We start from the raw sequence: 24,947 nt of genomic DNA on the forward strand, positions 1-24,947 counted from the left end.
TTGCCGCAGGGTCAGGTCCGCCCGCCTTGCCGGAGTGCGCCATGACCCGAATCCCCACCGCCGCCGCCCTGATTTTGCTGATTTCCACCTCGGCTTGCGTGGGCGGCGCGCCGGCGAGCCCGACCCCGATGGGCGGACCCGCCATGGCCGCCTATTTCGACTGTGTCCGCGACGGCGGCGTGGCCATTTCGGCGCACCGGGCGGTCTCGGCCCCGGACCAGCCCGAGAATTCCATCGCCGCCATCATGGCGACAGGCCGGGCCATTCCGGGCGCCATCCTCGAACTGGACGCGGTCCTGACCAAGGACGGCCATCTGGTCCTGATGCACGACGAGACCATGGACCGGACCACGACCGGGCGGGGCCGCGTCGCCGACCTGACCCTGGTCCAGGTCAAGGCCGCCCGGCTGAAGGCCTCGAACGGCGCCCTGACCGACGTCGCGCCCCCGACGTTGGCCGAGGCGCTGGACGCCGCCGGGCGCGTCGGCGCCATCGCCAGCCTGGACCTGAAACCGGCCGACGGCGCCACCACGGTCGATCTGGCGCGCGCCGTGATCGACCAGGTGCGCCGCTCGGGTGCCGCCAACCGGGTCATTCTGATCACCTATAATGACGCCGACGCCCGCGCCGTGGCGGCCCTGGCGCCGGAGATGATGATCTCGGCCGGTCTGGACGGGGTGGAGGATCTGGACGGGCTGAACCCGGCACAGATCCTGGCCTGGACCGGCACGCGCGAGGAGCGGCCCGCCCTGTGGTCGGCCCTGCGTCAGGCGGGGGTGGAAGTCCAGTTCGGCACCCTGGGCGCCGAGGGCCGCCGCCGCGACGACCGCTACGCTGCCGACGGCGACGTCTCCGAATATCGCGACCTATATCGTCAGGGCGTGACCGTCATCGCCACCGACACCCCTCTGGCGGTCCAGTCGGTGCTGGGCGCCGAGGTCGCCAAGGCCGCTGCGTGCCGCCGCCCGCGCTGACGCGACGATTTGCGCTCGATCAAGGAGCTGACGAACAGGCTAGGGCAGGGGGAATATCAGGAGTTCAGCATGCGCGATGATCTGATGTTCGACGTGGCCGTGGTCGGGGCCGGACCTGCGGGCCTGGCCTTCACCCGGTCGCTGGCCGGAACCGGGCTGACGGTCGCCCTGATCGAGGGTCAGGATCAGGCCGCCCTGCGCGATCCGGCTTTCGACGGGCGTGAGATCGCCCTGACTCACAACTCCATCCGCCTGCTGAAGAGCCTGGGCGCCTGGGACCGGGTTCCGGCGGAAGATATCTCCGACCTGCGCGAGGCGCGGGTGCTGGACGGCGGCTCGCCCTTCGCCCTGACCTTCGACGCCGGCGGCGCCGACCGGCTGGGCGTCCTGATCCCCAACCACCTGATCCGCCGCGCCCTGTTCGAAGTCGTGGAAGGCCAGCCGGGCGTGACCCTGATGGCCGGACGGCGGGTGTCGAGCTGTACTGTCCAGGGCGTCGCCCCGCGCGGCCGGGTCGTGCTGGACGACGGCGCGACGATCCGGACGAATCTGATCGTGGCGGCCGACTCGCGCTTTTCCGGCGTACGCGACCAATTGGGCGTCGGGGTCGAGATGAACCGGTTGGGCCGGTCGATGATGGTTTGCCGAATGCGCCACGACCAGGCGCACGGCCATGTCGCCACCGAATGGTTCGACCACCGCCAGACCGTCGCCCTGCTGCCGGTCGCGGACGTTGATGAGCGGGTCTCCTCCGTCGTCCTGACCCTGGCCGCCCCGGCCATCGCCGACCTGATGCGCCTGTCGCCCGAGGCCTTTGCGGTCGAGATGGAGCGGCGGCTGAAGGGACGGCTTACCGGGCTGGAATTGGTCAGCGAACGCCACGCCTATCCCCTGGCCACCACCTGGAGCCGCCGGTTCGCGGGCGAGGGTTTCGCCCTGATCGGCGACGCCGCCGTGGGTATGCACCCGGTCACCGCCCACGGCTTCAACCTGGGTCTGCGCGGACAGGATACCTTGGCCAAGGTGGTAAAGTCGGCCCGAGGCGGGGACATCGGTTCGGAACGCCTGCTGGCCCGCTATGAACGCGACCACCGCCTCGCCAGCTGGCCGCTGTATCAGGGCACCAACGCCCTGGTCCGCCTGTTCACCCAGGAAACGCCCCCGGCCCGCCTGGCGCGCGGCGTCGCCCTGCGCGCCGGCCAGGCGACGGCGCCGTTCAAACGGGTGGTGAAGCGGATGCTGACGGCGTGAGTTCTACTTCTTCGCGGGCAGCAGGGCTTCCAGGGCGCGGGTGAAGCCGACCGGCGCGACGCTCAGATGGTCTTCGTCTTCCAGCACCACCGACCGAACCGTTAGGTTCGGATAGGCATGGGACTTCAGGGTACGCTCCATGGTCCGCACGTCGGCGACCATGTCGGTCTCCCGGGTGTTCCGGCGATCCGGCCCGGGCGCTTCCCAGCCGCCGATGTACATGAAGACGTCGGCCGGGAGGTCCTGGTGAGATCGCGCGTATTCCGCCTCCATCTTCATGATGTGGTGGTTATCGAACCAGAAGGACGGGCTGCCTAAGGCGTAGCCGGAGAACAGGGCCGGATCGCTGAACAGGATCTGGGCGCCGAGCAGACCGCCGTAGGAGTGGCCCAACAAGATGCGGCGCGCGGGATCGGCGCGGAACCGGGTTTCGATAAAGGGCAAGACTTCGGTCTTCAGATAGGTCTGATAGGCCGGTCCCTGGCCGTAGCTCGGCGAGCGCCCCCCTCGGGGGGCGTTCGGGGTGGGGGTATAGTCGCGGGTCCGGCTCACTGCGCCGCTGTCGCCGCGCGAATAGGACAGACCCACCAGGATGAATTCCTCGATCACCGGCCCGTCCAGGTTCATTCGGCGCGCGATCTGCCGGATGATGGGGAAGGCGTAGTCGGCGTCGGTGACGTAGAGAACCGGATAGCGGCGCTGCGGGCTGGTCTCATAGCTGGGCGGCAGGCTGACGAAGACCTCGTAGTCTCGGCCCGAAACGGGATCCGGCACGGTCCAGACCTGGGTGCCCTTCAGCACATAGGGGGCGCCTTCGGTCGGCGCATCAGGCGCGGGCGATGACTGCGCGTCGGCTCGTTCCGAACACCCCATGACGGCGCCGGCCAACAAGACCAGCCCCAGACCGGCGGTGCGTTTCCAGATCGTCATGTGCGATTCCCCAAGCTTCACTTTCGTCGAGCCTAGGGCTGAATGTGGCGGAAAGCCGGAGGAGTCAGAAAACCTTCCGCCCCGCCACCCAGGTCCCGATCACCTTGCCCTGGAGCCGTCGCCCGTCGAATGGCGAGTTCTTCGACTTCGACCGCAGCTTGTCCGCATCCACGATCACCGGCGCGCCGGGGTCGAACAGAACCAGGTCCGCCGGCGCGCCTTCGGCCAGCACCCCGGCGTCGAGGCCCAGCAGGGCCGCCGGGCCCTGGGTCAGGGGCCGCAGCACGTCCAGCAGATCCAGCCCGTCCTCGTGGTGCAGGGTCAGGGCGGCGGGCAGCAGGGTCTCCAGACCCACGGCGCCGGGCGCGGCCTCGGCGAAGGGGCGGCGCTTGTCCTCGGCCGGGGCCGGGGCGTGGGCCGAGGTGATGACGTCGATCAGGCCTTCGCGCACCGCCTCGATCAGGGCCTGACGATCGGCCTCGGACCGCAGCGGCGGGTCCAGCCGGTAGAAGGTGCGATAGTCGCCGATGTCCACCTCGTTGAAGCACAGGTGGTTGATCGAGACGCTGACGGCGACCTCAAGCCCCTTGGCGCGGGCCCGCGCCAGGGTCTCCAGCGCGCCTTCGGTCGAGATCTGATCGACCAGGAACCGGGCGCCCGTCTGTTCGACCAGGGCCAGGTCGCGCTCCAGCCCGATCCGCTCGGCGATGGCCGGACTGCCGGACAGGCCCAGCCGCGTGGCCAGCTCGCCGGAGGCGGCGACCGATCCTTCCGTCAGCCAGGGGTCGGACGGGCGACAGGCGATCAGGGCGTTGAAGGCGGCGGCGTAGCTCATCACCCGTTGAAGGGTGCGGCTGTTGACGATGACCTTGTCGCCGTCGGTGAAATACAGGGCTCCGGCCTCGTCCATCAGGCCGATCTCGGCCATCCGCTGGCCGTCCAGGGCCTTGGTCGCGGCGCCGGCGGCGCGGACATTGACCAGGTTCAGGGCCGCGCCGCGACGCTGGATGAAGTCGATCATCGCCGGGTCGTCGACGGCGGGATCGGTGTCGGGCTGGACCACGATGGTGGTCACGCCCCCGGCCGCAGCGGCCAGGCTGGCGGACTTCAGCGTCTCCTTCGGTTCAGCGCCCGGTTCGCCGGTCTTGACCCGGATGTCGATCAGGCCGGGCGCCAGGCACAGGCCGTCCGCGTCGATGACCTGATCGGCGTCGATGGGCGATGCGCCGTGAACGACGCGCACAATGCGGCCATTCTCGATCAGCACGCCGCCGGGACCGTCATAGTCCGTGGCGGGATCCAGCAGGCGGGCGTTGACGATTGCGATCTTCATTCCCGTCACCCTCGGGCTTGTCCCGAGGGCCCACGGCGGGGGCGGCTCGGCTGTTGGATGGCGGAGAACAGGCGGCGGACGCGCGAGCGGCGGACACGTAGGCCCTCGGGACAAGCCCGAGGGTGACGGGTGTTAAGGTCCATCACTTGTCCCCCCAACGGGCCGACAGGGAGGCCAGCACGGCCATGCGGGCGGCGACGCCCATCTCGACCTGATCCTGGATCAGGGAGACGTCCAGGTCGTCGGCCACGTCGGAATCGATCTCGACCCCCCGGTTCATCGGGCCGGGGTGCATGACCCTGGCGCCCGGCTTGGCCCAGGCCAGCTTCTCGCGATCCAGGCCCCAGAAGCGGAAATATTCGCGGGTCGAGGGCACCAGGGCGCCGGCCATCCGCTCCAGCTGAAGCCGCAGCATCATGACCACGTCGCAGCCGGCCAGCCCCTCGCGCATGTCGTGGAAGACCTCGCAGCCCCAACGGTCGGCGTCGCCGGGCACCAGGGTCGGCGGCCCGATCAGGCGCACCCGCGCGCCCATCATCTGCAACATCGCGACGTTCGACCGCGCCACCCGGCTGTGGGTGATGTCGCCGCAGATGGCGACCGTCAGGCTGGTCACATCCCCGAAGGCGCGGCGCATCGACAGCAGGTCCAGCAGGGCCTGGGTCGGGTGTTCGTGGCGGCCGTCCCCGGCGTTGACGACGGCGCAGCCGACCTTCTGGCTCAGCAGCTCCGCCGCGCCCGAGGCCGAGTGGCGGATGACCAGAATGTCCGGCTTCATCGCATTCAGCGTCACCGCCGTATCGATCAGGGTCTCGCCCTTCTTCACCGAGGACGAGGCCACCGGCATGGTCACGACATCGGCGCCCAGACGTTTGGCCGCGATCTCGAACGAGGAACTGGTGCGGGTCGAGTTCTCGAAGAACAGGTTCACCACCGTCCGGCCGTGCAGCAGGTCCAGGGCCTTGGACGATTGGCGATTGAAGTCGACGAAGGCGTCGCCGAGATCCAGCAGCTGCGGCGTGACGAAGGGGTTCAGATCCGAGGCGGCCAGGAAATGGGCCTTGGGGAACGGAACCAGCCGTTCGCGAATGGTCTGGTCGGTGACGTCGTGGGGCTGGGTCATCGAGACGCGCCTATAGGCGGGAGTCGGCGCAAACGCCAGTGTGGGGCGCCAGTCAGCGCCCTAAATCAGGCGAAGTGGAACAGGGCCAGCAGCACCGGAATGACCACGGCGCTGCCCACGGTGGTCAGGGCGATGATCCCGGCGATCAGGGGGGCGTCCCCGCCCATCTGGCGCGCCAGCATATAGGAGGCCGCCGATCCCGGCGCGGCCCCGCAGATCAGGGCGATCCCCTGGGCCAGGCTGTCGCCGCCCAAAGCCCAGGCGATGACCCACATCAGCGGCGGCATGACCCCCAGCTTGACCAGGGTCACGGCGGCGATGGTGGTGCGGCTTCGCTTGACCTCGGCGAACGAAAGCCCTGCCCCGGCGACGATCAGCCCCAGGGGCAGGGCGGCGGCGCCCAGCAGGTCCATGGCGTCCGACAGGCCGGGGATCAGGGGCACGCGCAGCAGGTTCAGCGCCAGCCCGATCAGACAGGCCAGCAGGATCGGATTGGCGATCATCGACTTGGCCAGCCCCAGCGCCGAGGGCTCGCGTTTCAGCGACCCCCATTTGGCCAGCACCGCCACACAGGTGATATTGGTCACCGGAATGATGAAGGCGATGGCGACCGCCGCCATGGCCGTGCCCTCCGAGCCATAGACGGACTGGATCACCGGCACGAAGACGAAACTGTTCCAGCGGATCACCCCCTGGAACACGCTGGTATAGGCCGGCCCGTCCAGCGGGATCAGCGGCCGTGCCGCGAACGTCGCCGCCGCCACGATCAGGGTCGCCCCCACCGCCGCAGCCCCCGCCACCGTCGCCCCGCCGCCCGACAGATCGGCATGCCAGATCGCGGGGATCAGGAAGCTGGGGTAAAAGATGTTGATCGACAGCTTCTCGATCGGCCGCCAGGCCTCATCGGGCAGGAAGCCGGATTTTCGCAGCCCATAACCCAGGGCGATCATCAGAAAGACCGGCAGGACGCCGGCGATCAGCCCCGTCAAACCCAGGTCGCCTGATCCCGCACCCGATCCAGCGCGCCCTGCAAGATCCAGGCGGCGGCGGTGCGGTCCACGACCTGCGCCCGGCGCTTACGGTTCAGGTCCAGGTCCTCGATCAGGAACCGCTCGACCGCGCTGGTGGACAGCCGCTCGTCCCAGAAGGCGACGTTGATGGGGCGCAGCCGCTCCAGATTGCGGGCGAAGGCTCGGCACGACTGGGCGCGCGGCCCTTCGGTCCCGTCCATATTGGCGGGCAGGCCGATCACCAGGGCCGAGACCTTACGATGGGCCATCAGCTTGAACAGCTGCTCGGCCTCCAGGGTGAACTTGGACTTGCGGATCAGCTCCAGCGGCGAGGCGATCAGGCGCGTGGCGTCCGACACCGCCACCCCAATGGTCTTCTCGCCCAGATCCAGCCCCATCCACGGCGTGTCGGGCGGGCAGGCGGCGGGCAGGTCGAGGAGGTCGAGAACGGGCACGGCTGCGCGGTAGGCGCACCGCTCCGATGTGTCAAAGCCTAAGGCGCCTTACAGCCCTCATAGGCCTCGTCGTAACTGCGACCGAAACAGGCCAGCATATTGTCCAGGACGTTGAGATTCATGGGCCATTTCATCTCAACGCCATATTGTTCGCGAAAGGATGCGACGGTCTCCGCCCAATCGTCCGGCGGCGGCGTGGCGGCTAAACGATCGCGGGCGGCCTGGAGCGCCTCTCGATCGTTGTCCAGGAAAGCCACTGTGCCGAGCGCATAGTCCTGAAAGCCGTCGCTGGTGATGGTGGGGATGACCCCAGCGAGGAGCAGTCGCTTCGCGCGGAGGCGTTGGTCCAAAGACGCTCTCAGCTGGCCTTCATGCCAATAGTTTACGTGCAACTGCGCCGGTGTCAGCGACCCCCAATGGGCCGTACGGTAGGCCGCCAGCAGATCGGCCGCAGCTTCGGCACATCCCGGCTTGTACGAGAGGGCCCGCCAGCCGCCTTCTAGATCCTGGTCGAATTCATCGGGAGACAAGGCCATCATCGCCTCCTTGTCGTAGACACATGCGTCCGGCGCGGAAGAGGTTTGCGCCAGCATAGCGGCGGCCAGGACGGCGACGGCGAGCATTCGATCTTCTCCAGCGGCCCAGATCGTAGGGAAAGCTTTGCAATATGGCGGCAGTTGGGCGGCTTCTGATCCTTGTGAATCCCAGTCGGGACCGCTAATCCGACCCCTTCGTTTTCATTCTGTGTGTTGGAGGGCCGCATGGCCATCGACGCTGCGACGGTGCGCAAGGTTGCGCATCTCGCCCGCATCAAGACCCCCGAGGATCGGCTGGAGCCGCTGGCCCAGGAGCTGAACGGCATCCTGCAGTGGATCGAACAGCTGAACGAGGTCGATGTCGACGGCGTCGAGCCCATGACCTCGAACGTCGCTCAGCCCCTGCGCCTGCGCGAAGACGTGGTCACCGACGGCGGTAAGATCGACGCCGTCCTGTCCAACGCCCCCAAGTCGGCCGACGGCTTCTTCGTCGTGCCCAAGGTGGTGGAGTGACGCTCTCTCTTTCCCCGTCACCCTCGGACTTGTTCCGAGGGCCCACGGTGGGTTCGAACGGCGGCATCTGCCGTCAAGACGCGGCGGATGCGGCGCAATGGACCCTCGGGACAAGCCCGAGGGTGACGGATTTTGGGTTTGGCGCGAATGTCTGATCTTACGAAACTGAGCCTCAAGGCCGCTGTGGACGGCCTGAAGTCGAAGGACTTCTCGTCCCAGGAAATCACCCAGGCCTTCCTGACCAAGATCGAGGCCGCCAATCCGACCCTGAACGCCTATGTCGAGGTGACGGCGGACAAGGCCATGGACATGGCCCGCGCCTCCGACGCCCGCATCGCCGCCGGCGAGGGCGGGGTGCTGGAAGGCGCGCCGCTGGGCATCAAGGACCTGTTCTGCACCGAGGGCGTCCAGACCACGGCCGGCTCCAACATGCTGCGCGGCTTTGTCCCGCCGTATGAATCCACCGTCACCGCCAATCTGTGGCGCGACGGGGCGGTCATGCTGGGCAAGCTGAACATGGACGAATTCGCCATGGGCTCGTCCAACGAGACCTCGGCCTTCGGTCCGGTCAAGAACCCGTGGAAATCCACCGGTTCCAACGCCGATCTGACGCCGGGCGGCAGCTCGGGCGGTTCGGCCTCGGCCGTCGCCGCCGACCTGTGCCTGGCCGCAACCGCGTCCGACACCGGCGGCTCGATCCGCCAGCCCGCCGCCTTCACCGGCACGGTCGGCATCAAGCCGACCTATGGCCGCGCCAGCCGCTTCGGCATGGTGGCCTTCGCCTCATCGCTGGACCAGGCGGGACCGATCACCAAGACGGTCGAGGACGCGGCCCTGCTGCTGCAATCCATGTGCTCGTTCGACGCCAAGGATTCCACCAGCCTCGACATCCCGACGCCCGACTGGACCGCTTCGGTCGGCAAGTCGGTCAAGGGCCTTCGCATCGGCGTGCCGCGCGAATATGTCGTGGACGGCATGCCCGCCGAGATCCAGGCCCTGTGGGACCAGGGCGTGGCCTGGCTGAAGGACGCGGGCTGCGAGATCGTCGAGATCAGCCTGCCGCACACCAAATACGCCCTGCCGACCTATTATATCGTGGCGCCGGCCGAGGCCTCGTCCAACCTGGCCCGTTACGACGGGATGCGGTTCGGGCACCGGGCGGATCAGTTCAGCTCGCTGGACGACCTCTACGCCACCTCGCGCGCCGAGGGCTTGGGCAAGGAGGTCCAGCGTCGCCTGACCATCGGCGCCTATGTGCTGTCGGCCGGCTTCTACGACGCCTATTATGTCCGCGCCCTGAAGGTCCGTCGCCGCATCGCCGAGGACTTCGACAATGTCTGGGGCCAGGTCGACGCCATCCTGACCCCCTCGACCCCGTCGGCCGCCTTTGCCTTGGGGGACAAGCAGATTGACCCCCTGACCATGTACCTGAACGACGTCTTCACGGTCACGACCAACCTGGCCGGCCTGCCGGGTATCTCGGTCCCCGCCGGCGTCGATTCCGGCGGCCTCCCGCTGGGCCTCCAGGTCATCGGCAAGGCCCTGGACGAAGCGACGGTGTTCCAGGTCGGCGCGGCGCTGGAACGCGCGGCGGGCTTCACGGCCAAGCCTGGGAAATGGTGGTAAAAAACCCCCTCTCCCGGAGGGAGAGGGAGGGGCCCGCTCAACGCAGTTGAGTGGGAGGGTGAGGGACCGACCTCACCCGTCTCGCATGATCGCGGACCGCATCAGTGATCTGATGCGGCTCCCCCATGGCCTGAGCATTGGTGAACCTTATGACGACCCACCCCAGCGCTTCGATGTCTTGCTGACGATAATGGTCGTTCAGCACCACCTCATCGCGCTCATGGACCCCGCCATCCAGTTCGATGACCAGCCTCAGCGCCTCGCAGGCGAAGTCCGCATAGTAGCGATCAATCGGATGCTGCCGACGGAACTTGAACCCGTCGCACCGCCCGCCGCGCAACAGAGACCAGGTGCGTCGTTCCGCCAGGCCGGACGTCTGTCTCAGCGCCCGCGCCCGATCCGTTCGCTCTTGTCTCGTCATGGTTGCGGCTCTGTCTCCCAGAGGGAGAAGATGGCCGAAAGGCTTGGGTGAGGGAAGACCATGCGATTGACGGCCGACGTCTGTCCCTCACCCTCCCACGCCTGCGGCGCGGGCCCCTCCCTCTCCCTCCGGGAGAGGGGAAAATCAGGCCGCCGGAAGCGCCTTCAGGTCGGCTTCGATGGCCGCGATCTTTTCGTCGGTGATGGCTCCCTGGGAGTAGGGCGCGACCTGGCGCAGGCTCATGCCCTTGAACTGGCCATAGGCGGGATGCTTGTCCATGCCGGGCAGGTGCTTCTCCATCACGGCCTTGGTCGCCGGATCGTTCACCAGGGCCTCGATCGGGCTCTCGATGGTGGGACGGGCGTGGTGCTCGTCATGGGCAGGGGCTTGGGCCGGAGCCGGCGCGGTCTGGGCCGAGGCGGCGCCGACCAGAAGCAGGGAGGCCGCAGCAGCGGCGAACAGGGTCTTGGACATGGGATTCTCCATTGAGGCGACCGATGTTGAGCGCGATTTCGCGACACCCTCAAGACAGCCTCTTTCTCGCCGCCGCCTAGGGCGCTAGGACGACCCCATGACCGACACTGTTCCGAACTCGAAAACGATCAAGGGCCGCACCGGCGATTGGGAAATCGTCATGGGGCTGGAGATCCACGCCCAGGTGGCCTCGAAGGCCAAGCTCTTCTCCGGCGCCGCCGTCGGCTTCGGCGCGGGCCCGAACGAACAGGTGTCGCTGGTGGACGCCGGTTTCCCCGGCATGCTGCCGACCCTGAACAAACACTGCGTCGAGCAGGCGGTGAAGACCGGCCTGGGCCTGCGCGCGCAGATCAACAAGCGCAGCCAGTTCGACCGCAAGAACTACTTCTATCCCGACCTGCCGACCGGCTATCAGATCAGCCAGCTCTATTATCCGATCGTCGGTGAAGGCGTGGTTGAGGTGGAGGCCGAGGACGGCAGCTTCTTCAACGTCGGCATTGAGCGGCTGCACCTGGAACAGGATGCGGGCAAGCTGATCCATGACCTGTCGCCGACCGAGAGCTATGTCGACCTGAACCGGGCCGGCACCGCCCTGATGGAGATCGTCTCGCGTCCCGACCTGCGCACGCCGGAAGAGGCGGTCGCCTATGTGAAGAAGATCCGGACCATCCTGATCTATCTGGGCACTTGCGACGGCGACATGGAGAAGGGCAATCTGCGCGCCGACGTGAACGTCTCGGTCTGCCGTGCGGGCAACTACGAGAAGTTCAAGGCCAGCCGCGATTTCAGCTACCTGGGCACGCGCTGCGAGATCAAGAACGTCAACTCGTTCCGCTTTATCTCCCAGGCGATCCAGTACGAGGCGCGCCGCCAGATCGAGATCCTTGAGGACGGGGGTTCGATCACTCAGGAGACGCGCCTGTTCGACCCGACCAAGGGCGAAACGCGCTCCATGCGGTCGAAAGAAGAGGCGCAGGACTATCGCTACTTCCCCGATCCCGACCTGCTGCCGCTGGATCTCGAAGAGGCCTGGATCGCCGAGATCAAGGCGTCCCTGCCTGAGCTGCCGGACGAGAAGCGCAAGCGGCTGATGAGCGAGTACGGCCTGTCCCAGTACGACGCCATCGTCCTGATCTCGGAACAGGCCAAGGCCGATTATTTCGAGGCCGCCGCGAAGGGGCGCGACGCCAAGCTGGTGTCCAACTGGGTCACCAACGAGGTCTCGGCGCGTCTGGCCGCCGACGGCAAGGACTTCAGCGAGAACCCGCTGCCGGCCGCCCATGTGGCCCAGCTGGTCGAACTGATTGAGACCAACGTCATCTCCTCCAAGATCGCCAAGGAGGTCTTCGACCACGTCTGGAACGGCGAGGGTTCTCCGGCCGAAGTGGTCGAGAAGCACGGCCTCAAACAGGTCACCGACACCGGCGCCATCGAGAAGGCCATCGACGACATCATAGCCGCCAACCCGGACAAGGCGGCCGCCGTCGCCGAGAAGCCCCAGGCCTTGGGTTGGTTCGTCGGCCAGGTGATGAAGGCCACGGGCGGCAAGGCCAATCCGGCCGCCGTCAACGACATCCTCAAGGCCAAGCTGGGGCTCTGATTTTTGGGGGCTGCGGCCCCCAAACCCCCGGCTGGTCGCTGACGCTCGCGGCGCGGCCGCTCTCTGCTTGAGCGACCTATTCTAGTAAAAAGGCCCGGAGATCGCTCTCCGAGCCTTCTTCCTTAAGACTACCAGCGCCAGGCGTCGCGGATGACGTCGATGATGTAGCCGTCGTATTCGTCGATCAGGTAGATTGTGTTGTCGACCAACACCCACCGCGTGCCCTCGGGCGGATAGCCGAGACCATAGGTGCGCCAGTCGTCCAGTCGGTAGCGCCAGAAGACGTCCGGCAGATAGTTCCCCACGGACCAATAGCGACCCCAGTAGGAGCGAGGGACGCTGTAGTAGCCCCAGCCCGGCGCGAAATAGAAGCCGACGCGCACGCCGTTGTAGCCATGGAAGCGCCGGTCGTTGCGCCACCAGTCCGAGCTGCGGTTGCGATGGAAGTCCCGCCGCCATTGCTCGCTGTTGAAGCGGCGACGGAAGTCGTCGTGCCGGTCGCGGTTCTGGTTCCAGCCTGAGCCTGGTCGATCCGGGCGACCCGGGCGGTTCCAGTTGTCGTTCGGCCGATCCGGACGGTTCCAGCCGCCGTCGGGACGGTCTGGGCGGCCTGCGTCGCCGCCCGGTCTGTCGGGCCTGCCGCCATTGCCGGGCCGATCAGGACGATCCGGTCGGTCTGGACGATCTGGGCGGCCGACATTGTCGCCCGGTCGGTCCGGTCGTCCGCCGTTCGATGGGCGGTCAGGCCTGTCCGGACGGCCGGCGCTGTCTCCGGGCCTGTCCGGCCGGTTCCAACCGCCTTCAGGACGGTCGGGACGGGACGGGCGGTCGCCGCCGGCGGGACGATCAGGTCTGCCTTCTCCATTGGACGGGCGGTCAGGACGGCCGCCCATGCTGGGTCGATCTGGCCGTGAGGGGCGGTCGTCCGTCCTTGGCCCGTCAGGTCGCGGGGCGCTGTTCTGCGGACGTTCGGGCCGGTACGAGTTTTCCGGCCTGGATGCGTTCGGGCGGTTCGGAGCCGGCCGTTCTTCGCCCGAGATCTGCGGGCGCTGGGGGCGGTCGGCGTCGCGCCGCTCGCGACGGGGCTGATCGTCCTGAGCCAGAGCTTGGATCGGGGCGGCGAGCGGCCCGGCGACGGCGGCGACGGCGGTGAAAGCCATCAGGAGGCGTTTCATGGTCTTTTGTTCCTGCACGCCGGTTCTCCGGCGGCTTGAGAGGATGATCGCGCCGTGTCGATGAACCCGATCTGAACAAGGTTTCCTATTGAAACCCCGCTGCGAAAGCCGCCGCGAACGGATGTCGCGGGGCTTTCCGGTTCAGCGATCCTGCGTTCTCAATAGACGTTGGACAGGACGCTTGCGATCAGGCCGGTGGCGACCGCAATCAGCACAATGTCGCTTCCCGCATGGACGTAGCGATAGCCCCGCGGAGCCGGTCGCAGATTGTAGAAGTAGGGGTCGCGAACATAGTAGGTGCGGTACTGCGCCGGCAGATATCCGCCAGTTCTCCAGCGGTAGCCGGAGTAGCGCGGTTCGACCCGGTAGTAGCCGTAGCTGGGCGCGTACCAGTAGCCCGAACGCGGACCGTTGTAGCCCCGGAAATCCGACCGCCCGCGCCACCAGTCGCGATTGTTTCGGTCCCACCGGTCGTTTCGATAGTCGCGACGGTCATCCCGGCGCTCGTCGCGATAGTCGCGGCGGTCGTCACGGCGGTCCTGACGATAGTCCTGGCGATTGTTGTAGTCGCCTTGGCGCCAGTCGCGACGGTCGTCCCGACGTTCGTCACGATAGTCACGCCGGTCGTCGCGGCGATCCTCGCGGTATTCCCGGCGGTCGCGGTTCTGCGCCTCGGCCAGCATGGGGGCGGCCGTGGTGGACAGGGCGATGGCGACGACGGCGGCCTTGGTAAGGCGGTTCATCTGCTTGCTCCATTCTGGGCCGCCGACGGAAACGACGAACTGGCCCGTTAATGACGCTCAAGCTCAGGTTTCTCGCCTGAACGCCTCCTGAACGACCGTGTCAGGATTGAAACCGACGTTGCGGCGGCGTGCGCACAGGCCCAAATGTCGGTCTTCACCTAGAGGAGGCCGCCGCATGACCGCACCGATTCAGCTCTGGTATTGGCCCACGCCGAACGGATGGAAGGTCTCCATCGCCCTGGAGGAGATGGGGCTGCCCTATGAGGTCAGACCGGTGAACATCGGCGCCGGCGAGCAGTTCGAGCCGGACTTCCAGGCCATAAGTCCCAATGGTCGCATGCCGGCCATCGTCGATCCTGACGGACCCGACGGCGAGCCGATCTCGATCTTCGAGTCCGGCGCGATCCTTCAGTATCTGGGGAACAAGTCGGGGAAGTTCTATCCGACGGAGGTGCGCGCCCGCGTTGAGGTCGATCAGTGGCTGTTCTGGCAGGTGGGCGGGCTGGGGCCGATGGCGGGGCAGACGCACCACTTCCGCCAGTATGCGCCGGCCATGATCCGCGACCAGCGTCAGATCGCCTACGGGGTGCGACGCTACACGAACGAGACCCATCGTCTGTATGGCGTCATGGACCGACGCTTGCGGGACCGTGATTATCTGGCCGGCGACTATTCCATCGCCGACATGGCGGCCTGGCCCTGGATACTGCCGACCTTGCAAGGGCAGAGCCTGGCCGACTTCCCGAACCTTGCGGCCTGGATCGAGCGTGTCGGTGCGCGGCCGGCGGTCAAGATCGGGCGCGCCCTGCTGGAAGAACGACGGGGGAATGCGGGCGGATCGGGCAAGGACGCGGAGGCGGCGAGGGCGGTCCTGTTCGGTCAAAGGGCGCCGAAGGCGTAAACAAGAGATTTCCAACAGATTTCAGACTTCTGAATCGTTCTGGGAGTATTCATTTCTACTTTACTGAAAAGTTTGGTGGCGGCTTTCGCCGTTAACTTTAACTTCAAACCGGCGGTATTTGATGCGGTATCAGAGACGGGCCCAGAACGGCGCCCGTTCAGGAGATACGGTGATGAACGCGCAAGAAATGGCGCACGACCCGCAGGCCGCTTCGGACACCGAAGGCCTGCCTCTGCCGACGACCGACATGTCGGGCGACGACCTGTTCAAGCTGGGCATGATGTATTCGGCCGGATCGGGCGGTTGCCCGATGGACCGGGTTTCGGCCCACATGATATTCAACCTGGCCGCCATGAAGGGCTCGATCGAAGCGCGCGTCTATCGCCGCGAGATGAGCCTGGAGATGGAACGCGAAGAGATCGCCGAGGCGCAGAAGGCGGCTCGCCGTTACATCGACATGGGCGTGGTGCGGCTGGCCGCCTGATTCCTAGAAGGTGGCGTAGCCGTTGCCGTTCGATCCGTTGATCGAATAGCTGAAGCCGATCGGCATGGCGGCGCGCACCTGGGTGAAGAAGGCGGCGAGTTCTCCCAGGGTGGTGCGCGGCACGAAGATGATGTCGCCACGCCGCAGGGCAATGATCTCGCCGCGACGCGGGCGCAGATCGACCACCCGCATCATGCGCGAGCCGCCGGGGCCGCGCCGGATCAGCGCCACGCGATCCGGCTTGCCCGTGGGCAGGAAACCGCCGGCCTGTACGACAGCCTGATAGGCGTCCAGGTCGCCGGTCATCTCGATGACGCCGGGGGTTCGCACCTCGCCGTCGATCCAGACTCGGATCGGCCCGGCCTGTCTCAAGGTCACTTCAACGACCGGACGCACCAGTTGTGAAGCGTAGGCGGAGGACGCCTCCCGTTCCAACTCGGGCAGAGTACGGTCCGCCGCCATGATCTGGCCGATCAGCGGCAGGGCCACGCGGCCGTCGGGTCCGACCTTCAGTGTACGGGTCAGTTCGGCGGCGGTGGGCATGGCCACCTCAATCTCATCGCCGGGATAAAGCAGATACTCCGGTTCCTCGTCGGTCCAGTCGGCGAAAGGGATCGTGGGGAAGTCGTCACGGCCGGCAGTCTGGACCCTGTCGGTGCGAGAACCAGGGCGCGGCATGCGGGCGGCGTTGCCCCCGCCGCAAGCGGCCAGGGTCGCGGCGGCCGATCCGAGGGCCAGCAGGAACAGTCGGCGATCTGGCGTCATGGAATCGGTTTGGTCCGACGAGAACAGGTTGATTGCAACCTCGCGCCTTATGGGTAACCGATGGTTAACGCCGGTGGGCGAATGGTGAATCCGAACAAGAGTTTCCCGGATTCGCCCACCCATGCGTTCGACGGCCTATGTCACGACCCGACCGCGTTACGGCGTGCTGGATGTCGTCGGCCTGCTGTTCCGCGAGCTGGTGCTGATGATCGTCGTCTTCCTGGTCATCTTCGCCCTGGGGACGGCGGCGGTGTTGACGCTGAAGAAGACGTATACGGCCCAGGGCGCGGTGTTTGCGGGCGTGGGCCAGGAGTACGTGTACCAACCGCGTGTCGGCACGGCCGAGCGGGGCCAGGCGCCGCAGGGCGATGAGGTCGCCAGTTCCGAGGCGGCGATCCTGAGTTCGGGGCAGGTGCGCCAGCGGGTGGTCGAGGCGCTGGGACCGGCGGCCATCCTGGGCAAGACGCCGACAGGATCGAAGGCTCGGGCCGAAGCGGCGGCGCGCAAGCTGGTCGGCGGCAGCCTTGGCGTCGGCACGGCGCCCGGAAGCGCGGTCATCCGCTTGAGCTATAAGGCCGACGATCCCGAACGGGCGGCGCGAGTGCTGAACACGGTGATCGAGCAGTACCTCGCCTATCGGCGCGAGGTGTTTCAGGACAAGACCCCGGCCATCGCCAGCCAGAGGCTGGCGTTCGAGGGCGACCTGAATGCGGCGGATCAGGCCTATGAGCAGTTCCTGACCAGCAACGACATCGGCGACTTCACCGCCGCCAAGACGACCCTGGCGGCCGTCTATCAGACGGTCTTTACCGACCGGATGTCGACCCAGAGCCAACTGAACCAGACCAGCCAGAGGCTGAACACCCTGGTGGCGCAGCAGGCGGCGACGCCGGCCGAAGTGGCGCTTCAGCAGGACCTGAACATCTCGGCCCAGGACCAGGTGCTGCAACTGCGCACCGAGCGGGAACAGCTGCTGTCGCGCTATCAGCCTGACGCCCAGCCGGTGCGGGATATCGAGGCCCGGATCGCCCAGTTGCAGGCCTATGTGGGCACAGGGACGGCGGTGGGGCCCAAGGAGGTTCGCACCGGGCCGAACCCGGTCTGGACCGAGCTGGAGACCAACCGGATCAACACCCAGGCCGACCGGGACGCCCTGGCGGCGAGGCTCTCGGCGCTGGATCGTCAGTTGACGGACATTCGCACGCGGCAGGCGCGGCTGACGGCCCTGGAGTCCGAGAACGCGACCCTGGCGGGCAATCGCGAAGTCCTGACCGCCAACATCCGCGAGTTCCAGCAGCGCGAGAGCCAGAGCCGGGCCGACAACGCCCTGGTGGCCGCCGGCGCCGATAATGTCACCGTGATCGAGCGGGCGCAGCCGCCGGCGACGGGCAAGAGCCTGAAGATCCCGGCCCTGGCCGCGGTCTTCCTGTTCGCCGGGTTCACGGCCCTGTGCCTGGGCCTACTGCGGATCTTCACGCGGCGGGGGTTCTCGACGCCCGATTCGGTGCGGCGGACCCTGGACATGCCGGTCCTGGCGGTGGCGCCGGCCAAGGCGCACTGACAGCGTGGCCGTGATAGGTTGCGGGCTGGTGGAGCGCGCATAGCGATTCGATGGTCGATCTGACGTCCGAAATGGCCGGTCTTTGGGCGGCGCTGGGGCCTGCTCCGGCGCATCGCGCCCGCGTGATCCAGTTCGCCGCCGCCACGACCGGAGAGGGCGTCTCGACCGTGGCGCGCGAGTTCGCGCGTCTGGCCGCCGTGCGGGCGCGCAAGCCGGTCTGGCTGGTGGACGGGGACCTGGCCCAGCAGGGGCAACTGGACGCCATCGCCGCCGAACCGGATCGCTTCGGCCAACTGGGCAAGCCGGCTCAGGCCTCGCCCGACGGCTCCAGCTTCTTCGCCGTGACGCCGGCCCCGACGGGGCGGGACGGCAAGCCGGTTCCGCCCGCGCGTCTGCTGACCGCGCGACCCTGCCTGGGCGGACGGCTGTGGACGACCCGGTTCCATATGGAGTCCCTGCGCTCGGGCCATCGGGTCGAGGCGGTGGGTGAGCCCCGCTACTGGGACGCCCTGAGGCCCCACGCCGACACCATCGTCATCGACAGCCCGGCGGCGGACCGCAACGACATGGCGATCATCCTGGCGCCCTTCGTCGACATGACGGTGCTGGTGGTGGCGGCCGGCGGGGCGACCGCGAGCGGACCGGTGATCCTGCGCGACGAAATCGAGGCCGTCGGCGGCCGCATCGCCGGGGTGGTCATGAACCGCTCGACCTACAAGCCGCCGAAGTTCCTCAGCCGGCTGGCGGGCTGACGTAGAGCCGTCGCCGGCAAATTGCACTCGGGGGAAAAACGGGTGCAATCTGTGCGATTTGAGGTAAGTTGCTGTTATTGAGGCGGAAAATATTGCACTTAAATTCCCTGCGCAATGAGTCCGATCTCAGTGGCGTTCACGCTCGGATCCGATAGCAATGTCAAAGACCAACGCCTGATCATACTTCCGATCCGCAGAGTGGTGGTTTGATCGCCGTTTTTATTTTCAACCGATTGATAAGACGGCGGTTCGTTTTTGGAATTGTGCGCGCTGGCCCATAGTTTCGGCTCAGGTCGTGCTCCGCCTCACCATCGCCGCGCCATAGAGTTTCGGCTCGAACCGGCTGGTCCAGAAGACCTTTCCCAGCCCGCGCGCGGTGCGGTCCAGGGTTTCGGCGCGGGCGGGGCGGCGGAGCAGGGCGAGGGCGAGGGAGGCGAGGCCCCAGACGGCGGCCTGGGCGGCGCCGACCAGCATCCAGCGGGCGACGCCGGGCCAGTCGCGGCGGGCGGCGGCCATCTGGCTGGGGCTCTGGCCATAGGCGAAGGCGCGCAGCAGGGCGTAGTTCAGGGTGGCGCGGTCGGGGGGTGCGAACTCGTCCACCCAGGCGTCGGCGGCCCAGCCGAACCGGCCGCCGCGCGCTTGCAGGGCGGTGAACAGGCGGTCGTCCTCGCCGCCGGTCTGGTCCATGGCGGCGTCGAAGGGGGCGGGGCCGGGCAGGGCCGTGGCGCGGACCATCAGACTGTTGCCGCAGCCGTGGATCTGGTCGGTCAGGCCGGTCTGGGTCGGGCCGTCGCGGCCGAAGAAGCGTTCGAGATAGGCGGTGGTCCATCCCGTGCCGTCGGGCACGCGGCCCCGGATGGGGCCGAACAGGACGTCGGCGCCGGTCTGAGACTGGGCCTGCAACAGGGCGGCCAGCCAGCCGGGAGAGGCGGCCTCGTCGTCGTCGAGGAAGGCGATCAGTGGGGCGTCGGCAGCGGCCAGGCCGATGTTACGGGCCGTGGCGACGCCGGGGACGGGGGCGTGGGCGTAGGTCAGGGGAACGGGCGCCTCGGCCCGCAGGCGCTCGATCAGGGCGGCGGCTGAACCCTCGGGGTCGTTGTCGGCGACGACCACGGCGGCGATCCGATCCAGCGACCCGACCTGGGCGAAGACCGAACGCAGGGCCCGCTCCAGCATGGCCGGGCGGCGCAGGGTCGGGATGACGACGGCGACGTCCCGCATCAGATCGCGTCCGCATAGACGGCCGCCCGGTACAGACGCAGGGCGAAGGCGCGGGTGCGGGTCGGCAACAGGGGCGACAGGGCGGCGCCCCTGGCCATGCGACGGATCAGGGGCAGGGACGGCAGGCGTTTCAGGGCGCGGGCGGCCTTGTAGCTGGGGTAGGTCTGGACGATCTCGGGGTGCAGGGCGACGACGCGGGCGAAGTTGGCGGCGCCCTGGTCGAACTTGCGCGCCAGGTCCGGCACCGTGTCCAGGCCCATGTGGGTGGCCGGGTTGTCGATGTGGACCACCTGGAACCGGCGGGCGACCCGCATGGCCCATTCCACATCCTCCCACCCCCAGCCGGTGAAGCCGGGGTCGAAGGATTCGACGGCGAAAACGTCGCGCCGGACCAGCAGGTTGGAGGTGTAGACGTATTTCTCGGGCGTCTTGGCGCGATGGGCGGCGCGGACGCATTCGCTGGCGCCGGACAGGGCGCGGTGGACGGCGAAGCGGCGGTCGCGCGGCGCCTGTTTCAGCGAGAAACCGCCGAAGGCCACGGCCGGGTCGTCCCGCGCGATCAGATCGACCCAGGTCTGGAGGAAGCGCGGGCTGTCCGGCTTCATGTCGCTGTCGAGGAACAGCCAGGAACCGGCGCGGGCGGCGATGGTCAGCCGGTTGCGACCCCGCGCCCGGCCCTCGTTGGCGGACAGGGTGACGAGCCGGGCGGGCAGGGCCAGGGCGTCCAGCGTCGCCTTCAACCGGGCGGTCAGGGCGGCGTCGCCCGTGCCGTCGTCCAGCAGGATCAGCTCGACCCGGCCGGCCAGGGCGGGGCCTTCCGTATCCAGCCGGCGCAGCAGGAGCTCGGGATCGTCGCCCAGGAAGGGGATCAGGACCGACAGGGCGGGCCGGGCGGCGGCCCAGCCGGGATTGTCGTGAATATCGGCGCGGGAGCCGCTCATGCCGTCACCCCTCGTCGGGCCTGGATCAGTCGGTTCAGCACGTCGCGCACTCCGGCGGCGTTGAGCGTCAGCGCCAGGGCCGCATAGACCAGTCCGCCGAGGCTCGCGTCCAGCATCAGTTCGACAAAACCGCCCAGCGGCGGAAGGCGCCAGACCACCAGGGCCATGCCGGTCGAGGCGACGCCGCAACGGATCAGCGCCTCCCACGGAATCGGCAGGGCGATGGCGCGGCGGCTGATCGACAGACAGGCGACCAGGCCTATGGCGAAGCTGAGGGCCGTGGCGACGGCGGCGCCCAGCACGCCCAGCCGGGGGATCAGGACCAGGTTCAGGACGATGTTGGCCAGGGCCGGAACAGCCATGGTGACCAGCAGCAGGCCGGTCTTCTTGCCCAGGGTGAAGCCGAAGCCGAAATAATAGGCGATCAGGCCGGACATGAAGGCTGAAGCCGCGATCCAGGGCGTGACCAGGGCCGCGGCGACGCGTAGCTCGGGGCCGATCATCAGCTCGGCCAGTGGCCGGGCGACCAGGGACAGGCCGACGGCGGCGGGCAGGCCGATCAGGATCAGGGTCGAACCCTGTTCCAGGGCCGTCTGGCGCAGGGCCTCGCGGCCGCCGCGCTCCAGCGCCATGACCATGGCCGGGGCGCCGGCCGCGCCCAGCCAGATGAACATCACGTCCAGTGTACGGTTCGCCAGGCTGTAGCTGGCGTGATAGGCGCCGACCGCCGCCGCATCCATGAAGGCCGCCAGCAGGAAACGATCGGTCGAGGCCAGGACCAGGGCGAGGGTCAGGGAGGCGGCGATCGGGTAGCCATAGGCGGCGTAGGCCTTCAGCCGCGCGCGATCCACGGTTCCGCCCGCCGACTGGCGCAGTTCGCCCGGCAGGATGAAGGGCAGGGCGAACAGGGGGGCGATCATCAGCCCCAACATGGGCGAGGATGCGCCGGCGCCGGCCAGGGCGAAACCGGCCCCGACCAGAAAGCCCAGCACGGCGACGCCCATGTCCACCGTGGCGGCCTTGGACACCTCGCCGGCCGCGCGATACCGCTCCTGCGCCAGCTTGGCCAGGTTGCGGATCGGCGCCCCGGCCAGGCCAAAGCCGACCGCCAGCTTGAAGGCCGGGGTCAGGGGCAGGAGCCAGACCACCAGGGCGGCCAGCGGTACGAACACGGCGATGACGGCGAAAGACGTCCGGTACAGGCTGGCGAAATGGGTGGCCAGGCCGCCCGGCGTGCGCTCGGCCGCCCAGAAGCGGGCCATTGCGGCCTCCAGCCAGCTGAAGCTGACCGTATGGGCCAGGCTGGTGACGGAGAAGGCCAGGGCGTAGTGGCCGAAATCCTCGGGGCTGAGCAAACGGGTGAAGACGACGATGGTCAGGAAACCGACCACGCCCTGGACGATCTGGGCCGGCAGATAGCCCCAGACGCCACGCCAGAACATGCGGGCCTCGCTCACCTGACGGCGGCCCGGTCGCCCAGCAGGACAGGCACGGTGATCAGGATGATCCACAGGTCCAGCCAGAAGGACTGGCGCTGGATATAGTCGACGTCCAGCTCGACCCGGCGGCGCACCTCGGCCTCGGTATTGACCGGGCCGCGCGAGCCCTTGATGGCGGCCCAGCCGGTCATGCCGGGCTTGATGCGGTGACGATGGGCGTATTCGGCCACCAGCAGAGCGGATTCGGCCTCGCCGGTCTTCATGCCGATGGCATGGGGGCGGGGACCGACCAGGGACATCTCGCCGGTCAGGACGTTGAAGATCTGGGGCAGCTCGTCCAGGCTGGTGGCGCGGATGAAGCGGCCGACGCGGGTGACGCGGTCGTCATTGGCGGTGATCTGGCGGCTGGCGGTCGCGTCGGCGGCGGCGTGGCGCATCGAGCGGAACTTCCACACGACTATGGCCTCCTGGTTGAAGCCGTGGCGACGCTGGCGGAAGAAGATCGGGCCGGGGCTGTCCAGCCGGATGGCTAGGGCGATCACGGCCATGACCGGGGCGGCGGCGACCAGGGCCAGGCCGCCGATGGCCAGATCCTGCAACCGTTTGACGAAGGCGCGGGCGTCGGGGCTGACGCCGCCGCCGATCTGGGCCAGGGGGGCGCCGGCCAGCCGGGTCAGGACCGCATCCCGCCCGGTCTCGGAATCGACCAGGATGGTCAGGGGATTGGGCAGGGTCTCGAGCCGGCGCGTCAGATCGCGCACGCGCGGCCCGACCTCGGCGTCGATGGCCAGGATGATGCGATCGACATAGGGCAGCATCCGGTGGCTCAGCAGGGCGTCGGCGGCCCCCAGCACGGGCACCCCGGCCAGGCTGTCGGGCGAGCGGGCCAGACGGTCGTCGAACACGCCCAAGACATTGAGATCGCGCCGCTCCAGCGCCCGCTCGATCAGGGACTCGGCGTTCCGGGTGGCGCCGACGATGACGATATTGGGCGACAGGGCTCCCTGACGACGCCAGCGCGCCACCAGCGCCAGCCACAGGCCGTGCAGGGCGATCAAGACCACGGTCGTCCCTAGGCCCCAGGGAATCACGGGGGCGAGCCCCTGGCTCAACGCCAGCCCCAGACCGGCCGCCGCGCCGGTCGCCAGCGCCCCGGCCAGCACCACGCAGGCCAGATGGATCAGGGGCGCCGGGTTCGGGCCGAACCGATAGAGCCCCAGCCCGCGCAACAGGACCAGAACCGCGACTGCGCCCACGGCCAGGGGGATCAAGGCCGCCAGGGTCAGGGTCCGGGGATCCAGATCGCCCAGCGACCACAGCGCGGCCAGCACCAGGCCGACGACGACCGCAATGTCGGCGGCGCGGAAATAATAGGCGGCCAAACGCACGCTCGACCGCTGACGCGCGTTCAGCCAGACCTCGGGCCGGAACGGACCCCGCTCGGGGCGCCTGCCGAGGCCGGACGCCGCCCCGTCGATCACGGTCGCGGCGGCGAGGGAGGAGGCGCAGTCGGGCATGGATATCCAGGGTTCAGGAACAGCCGCCACACTGCACGCCCCGCCTCTATGTCACGTTAACAACAGGTCTTTGGTTCGAAGCGGATTGCACGACGCATCATGCTCGGCTATCGAGCCCTTCGCTGGAGACGTGGCCGAGTGGCTGAAGGCAACGGTTTGCTAAATCGTCGTACCCCGTAAGGGGTACCGAGGGTTCGAATCCCTCCGTCTCCGCCATTTCCCTAAAAAGCCAATAAAAATAACCGCTTAAGGCGGGAGTCGGGTCGCTTGTGTGACGCTTTGTGTGACATGCGGGCGATGGCCTTTCCCTCGTTTTAGTTTCCTCGCATCCGGTCTTGATTAGATAGCGGCGCTATCGCGTACTTCGTCCCCATGCGCGACGAAATCATCAAAGAGATTCGCAGGCTTTCAGCGGGTACCGGGCAGGCCCCAGGGCAGATGGCATTTACCCGAGACACCGGCATTCAAGAACATCATTGGCGCGGGAAATACTGGGCGCGATGGAGCGATGCACTTGTGGAGGCCGGGTTTGAGCCGAACGTTAAAACGAGTGCCCTAGACAGTGAGGCAGTCCTCACGACGGTCATCAGAGCCTGCCGTCATTATGGCCGAGTGCCGACGCGAGACGAGCTCGACTTATTACGACAAAGCGATCCCAGCGTCCCCAGCAGCAATGCCATCGCCCGGCACTTAGGCGGGCGTTTAGATATGATCGAGGCTATTCGTATTCGGGTTGATGGTGATCCAAGCTTTGAGGACGTGGTGGCGATCCTCCCCGAGCCGACGATGCGGAAGGCGGAGAAGGTCGCTGTCCCCCGACCTGAGGATGGTAACGTCTATCTGATCAGGTCAGGCGACTTCTATAAGATCGGTCGAAGCGACGATCTCGAACGCCGGGTGAAGGAAATCCGGATTGCTCTCCCCGACAAGGCGACGTTGATTCACACGATCCGAACCGATGATCCGGCAGGTATTGAAGCCTATTGGCATCGCCGGTTCGCAGACCGGCGAGCGAATGGCGAATGGTTCAAACTTTCGGCAATGGACGTGTCGGCATTCCGGAAGCGAAAGTACCAATGAGCAAGAAACACGACGAGGATACCCCGCTCGGCGTAACGGTGGTCAGGACGCTTGCGGCTCTGATCTTATTTTGGGCGTTCATGGTCGTTGTTCTAGCGTTTCGCGGGGATGGGAAAGTAATT

General features: G+C 67.5%; 25 protein-coding genes and 1 tRNA gene. 11 read left to right on the forward strand and 15 right to left on the reverse strand.

All coding sequences use genetic code 11. The annotated features are described in order from the left end of the window. Nucleotides 1–41: 41 nt before the first annotated feature. Nucleotides 42–974 (forward strand): glycerophosphodiester phosphodiesterase family protein, encoded by a 933-nt coding sequence (locus tag ACW177_RS07480; RefSeq protein ID WP_492027948.1) that lies wholly within the window; start codon nucleotides 42–44, stop codon nucleotides 972–974. A 69-nt stretch (nucleotides 975–1,043) separates the two neighbouring features. Then, complete coding sequence (ubiM, locus tag ACW177_RS07485; RefSeq protein ID WP_492027949.1) at nucleotides 1,044–2,225, forward strand: 5-demethoxyubiquinol-8 5-hydroxylase UbiM; 1,182 nt, start codon at nucleotides 1,044–1,046, stop codon at nucleotides 2,223–2,225. A gap of 3 nt (nucleotides 2,226–2,228) precedes the next feature. Here the strand turns inward: ubiM and ACW177_RS07490 are convergent, their stop codons facing one another. From ACW177_RS07490 to ACW177_RS07515, 6 genes are all read right to left on the reverse strand, one after another. Next, entirely contained in the window at nucleotides 2,229–3,155 is a 927-nt protein-coding gene (locus ACW177_RS07490; RefSeq protein ID WP_492027950.1) for a DUF3693 domain-containing protein, read from the reverse strand. 64 nt (nucleotides 3,156–3,219) lie between these two features. Beyond that, the gene (pyrC, locus tag ACW177_RS07495) at nucleotides 3,220–4,488 is read right to left on the reverse strand and encodes a dihydroorotase (protein WP_492027951.1); all 1,269 of its coding nucleotides are present in this window, start codon (nucleotides 4,486–4,488) and stop codon (nucleotides 3,220–3,222) included. 142 nt (nucleotides 4,489–4,630) lie between these two features. Beyond that, nucleotides 4,631–5,611, reverse strand: a complete 981-nt coding sequence (locus tag ACW177_RS07500; protein WP_292149955.1) for an aspartate carbamoyltransferase catalytic subunit — start codon at nucleotides 5,609–5,611, stop codon at nucleotides 4,631–4,633. A 65-nt stretch (nucleotides 5,612–5,676) separates the two neighbouring features. Continuing rightward, nucleotides 5,677–6,600 carry an AEC family transporter gene (locus ACW177_RS07505; protein ID WP_492027952.1) on the reverse strand — a complete coding sequence of 308 codons (924 nt, stop codon included), beginning with the start codon at nucleotides 6,598–6,600 and terminating at the stop codon, nucleotides 5,677–5,679. Then, nucleotides 6,597–7,076: a Holliday junction resolvase RuvX gene (ruvX, locus tag ACW177_RS07510; RefSeq protein ID WP_409715049.1), complete on the reverse strand. Its 480-nt coding sequence runs from the start codon at nucleotides 7,074–7,076 to the stop codon at nucleotides 6,597–6,599. The genes ACW177_RS07505 and ruvX overlap by 4 nt, the downstream gene beginning before the upstream one ends. Nucleotides 7,077–7,114: 38 nt before the next feature. Then, the gene (locus ACW177_RS07515; protein ID WP_492027953.1) at nucleotides 7,115–7,699 is read right to left on the reverse strand and encodes a hypothetical protein; all 585 of its coding nucleotides are present in this window, start codon (nucleotides 7,697–7,699) and stop codon (nucleotides 7,115–7,117) included. Between the two features lie 138 nt (nucleotides 7,700–7,837). Here ACW177_RS07515 and gatC point away from each other — a divergent pair, with 138 nt between their 5' ends. Together gatC and gatA are read left to right on the forward strand one after the other, a co-directional pair. After that, nucleotides 7,838–8,125 (forward strand): Asp-tRNA(Asn)/Glu-tRNA(Gln) amidotransferase subunit GatC, encoded by a 288-nt coding sequence (gene gatC / locus ACW177_RS07520; RefSeq protein WP_008261275.1) that lies wholly within the window; start codon nucleotides 7,838–7,840, stop codon nucleotides 8,123–8,125. 147 nt (nucleotides 8,126–8,272) lie between these two features. Then, nucleotides 8,273–9,751: an Asp-tRNA(Asn)/Glu-tRNA(Gln) amidotransferase subunit GatA gene (gene gatA, locus ACW177_RS07525; protein ID WP_492027954.1), complete on the forward strand. Its 1,479-nt coding sequence runs from the start codon at nucleotides 8,273–8,275 to the stop codon at nucleotides 9,749–9,751. A 37-nt stretch (nucleotides 9,752–9,788) separates the two neighbouring features. Here the strand turns inward: gatA and ACW177_RS07530 are convergent, their stop codons facing one another. After that, on the reverse strand, nucleotides 9,789–10,172 hold the full coding sequence (locus ACW177_RS07530) for an endonuclease domain-containing protein (RefSeq protein WP_492027955.1): 384 nt from the start codon (nucleotides 10,170–10,172) through the stop codon (nucleotides 9,789–9,791). Nucleotides 10,173–10,316: 144 nt separating this feature from the next. Next, nucleotides 10,317–10,646, reverse strand: a complete 330-nt coding sequence (locus ACW177_RS07535) for a hypothetical protein (protein WP_492027956.1) — start codon at nucleotides 10,644–10,646, stop codon at nucleotides 10,317–10,319. Between the two features lie 97 nt (nucleotides 10,647–10,743). Between ACW177_RS07535 and gatB the strand changes: the two genes are divergently transcribed. After that, on the forward strand, nucleotides 10,744–12,246 hold the full coding sequence (gene gatB, locus ACW177_RS07540; RefSeq protein WP_492027957.1) for an Asp-tRNA(Asn)/Glu-tRNA(Gln) amidotransferase subunit GatB: 1,503 nt from the start codon (nucleotides 10,744–10,746) through the stop codon (nucleotides 12,244–12,246). Between the two features lie 128 nt (nucleotides 12,247–12,374). Here gatB and ACW177_RS07545 read toward each other — a convergent pair whose 3' ends face one another. Together ACW177_RS07545 and ACW177_RS07550 are read right to left on the reverse strand one after the other, a co-directional pair. Next, nucleotides 12,375–13,421, reverse strand: a complete 1,047-nt coding sequence (locus tag ACW177_RS07545; protein ID WP_492027958.1) for an RcnB family protein — start codon at nucleotides 13,419–13,421, stop codon at nucleotides 12,375–12,377. Nucleotides 13,422–13,579: 158 nt separating this feature from the next. Further along, on the reverse strand, nucleotides 13,580–14,164 hold the full coding sequence (locus tag ACW177_RS07550; protein ID WP_492027959.1) for an RcnB family protein: 585 nt from the start codon (nucleotides 14,162–14,164) through the stop codon (nucleotides 13,580–13,582). 175 nt (nucleotides 14,165–14,339) lie between these two features. On the opposite strand from ACW177_RS07550, the gene ACW177_RS07555 reads away from it, so the two are divergent. After that, a complete protein-coding gene (locus ACW177_RS07555; protein WP_492027960.1) occupies nucleotides 14,340–15,065 on the forward strand; it encodes a glutathione S-transferase N-terminal domain-containing protein in 726 nt (241 codons plus the stop codon). Nucleotides 15,066–15,237: 172 nt separating this feature from the next. Further along, complete coding sequence (locus ACW177_RS07560; protein ID WP_492027961.1) at nucleotides 15,238–15,549, forward strand: sel1 repeat family protein; 312 nt, start codon at nucleotides 15,238–15,240, stop codon at nucleotides 15,547–15,549. A gap of 3 nt (nucleotides 15,550–15,552) precedes the next feature. Here ACW177_RS07560 and ACW177_RS07565 read toward each other — a convergent pair whose 3' ends face one another. Further along, nucleotides 15,553–16,314, reverse strand: coding sequence for a polysaccharide biosynthesis/export family protein (locus tag ACW177_RS07565; protein ID WP_492027962.1), 762 nt, complete (start codon nucleotides 16,312–16,314; stop codon nucleotides 15,553–15,555). Between the two features lie 121 nt (nucleotides 16,315–16,435). Between ACW177_RS07565 and ACW177_RS07570 the strand changes: the two genes are divergently transcribed. Both ACW177_RS07570 and ACW177_RS07575 read left to right on the forward strand, forming a co-directional pair. Next, entirely contained in the window at nucleotides 16,436–17,875 is a 1,440-nt protein-coding gene (locus tag ACW177_RS07570; protein WP_492027963.1) for a GumC family protein, read from the forward strand. A 50-nt stretch (nucleotides 17,876–17,925) separates the two neighbouring features. Beyond that, on the forward strand, nucleotides 17,926–18,627 hold the full coding sequence (locus ACW177_RS07575; RefSeq protein ID WP_271166525.1) for a P-loop NTPase family protein: 702 nt from the start codon (nucleotides 17,926–17,928) through the stop codon (nucleotides 18,625–18,627). Nucleotides 18,628–18,915: 288 nt separating this feature from the next. Here the strand turns inward: ACW177_RS07575 and ACW177_RS07580 are convergent, their stop codons facing one another. The 4 genes from ACW177_RS07580 to ACW177_RS07595 are packed head-to-tail and all read right to left on the reverse strand — an operon-like array spanning nucleotide 18,916 to nucleotide 23,745. Continuing rightward, nucleotides 18,916–19,848 (reverse strand): glycosyltransferase, encoded by a 933-nt coding sequence (locus ACW177_RS07580; protein WP_492027964.1) that lies wholly within the window; start codon nucleotides 19,846–19,848, stop codon nucleotides 18,916–18,918. After that, entirely contained in the window at nucleotides 19,848–20,789 is a 942-nt protein-coding gene (locus ACW177_RS07585; protein WP_492027965.1) for a glycosyltransferase family 2 protein, read from the reverse strand. Before ACW177_RS07585 ends, ACW177_RS07580 begins: the two co-directional genes overlap by 1 nt. After that, nucleotides 20,786–22,231 (reverse strand): lipopolysaccharide biosynthesis protein, encoded by a 1,446-nt coding sequence (locus tag ACW177_RS07590; RefSeq protein ID WP_492027966.1) that lies wholly within the window; start codon nucleotides 22,229–22,231, stop codon nucleotides 20,786–20,788. Before ACW177_RS07590 ends, ACW177_RS07585 begins: the two co-directional genes overlap by 4 nt. An 11-nt stretch (nucleotides 22,232–22,242) precedes the next feature. After that, entirely contained in the window at nucleotides 22,243–23,745 is a 1,503-nt protein-coding gene (locus tag ACW177_RS07595) for an exopolysaccharide biosynthesis polyprenyl glycosylphosphotransferase (protein WP_492027967.1), read from the reverse strand. A 124-nt stretch (nucleotides 23,746–23,869) separates the two neighbouring features. On the opposite strand from ACW177_RS07595, the gene ACW177_RS07600 reads away from it, so the two are divergent. Further along, nucleotides 23,870–23,961: transfer RNA gene (locus ACW177_RS07600), tRNA-Ser, on the forward strand. Between the two features lie 156 nt (nucleotides 23,962–24,117). Then, on the forward strand, nucleotides 24,118–24,825 hold the full coding sequence (locus ACW177_RS07605; protein WP_492027968.1) for a GIY-YIG nuclease family protein: 708 nt from the start codon (nucleotides 24,118–24,120) through the stop codon (nucleotides 24,823–24,825). Nucleotides 24,826–24,947 lie beyond the last annotated feature (122 nt).

This window comes from Brevundimonas sp. AVps23W (assembly GCF_058681395.1).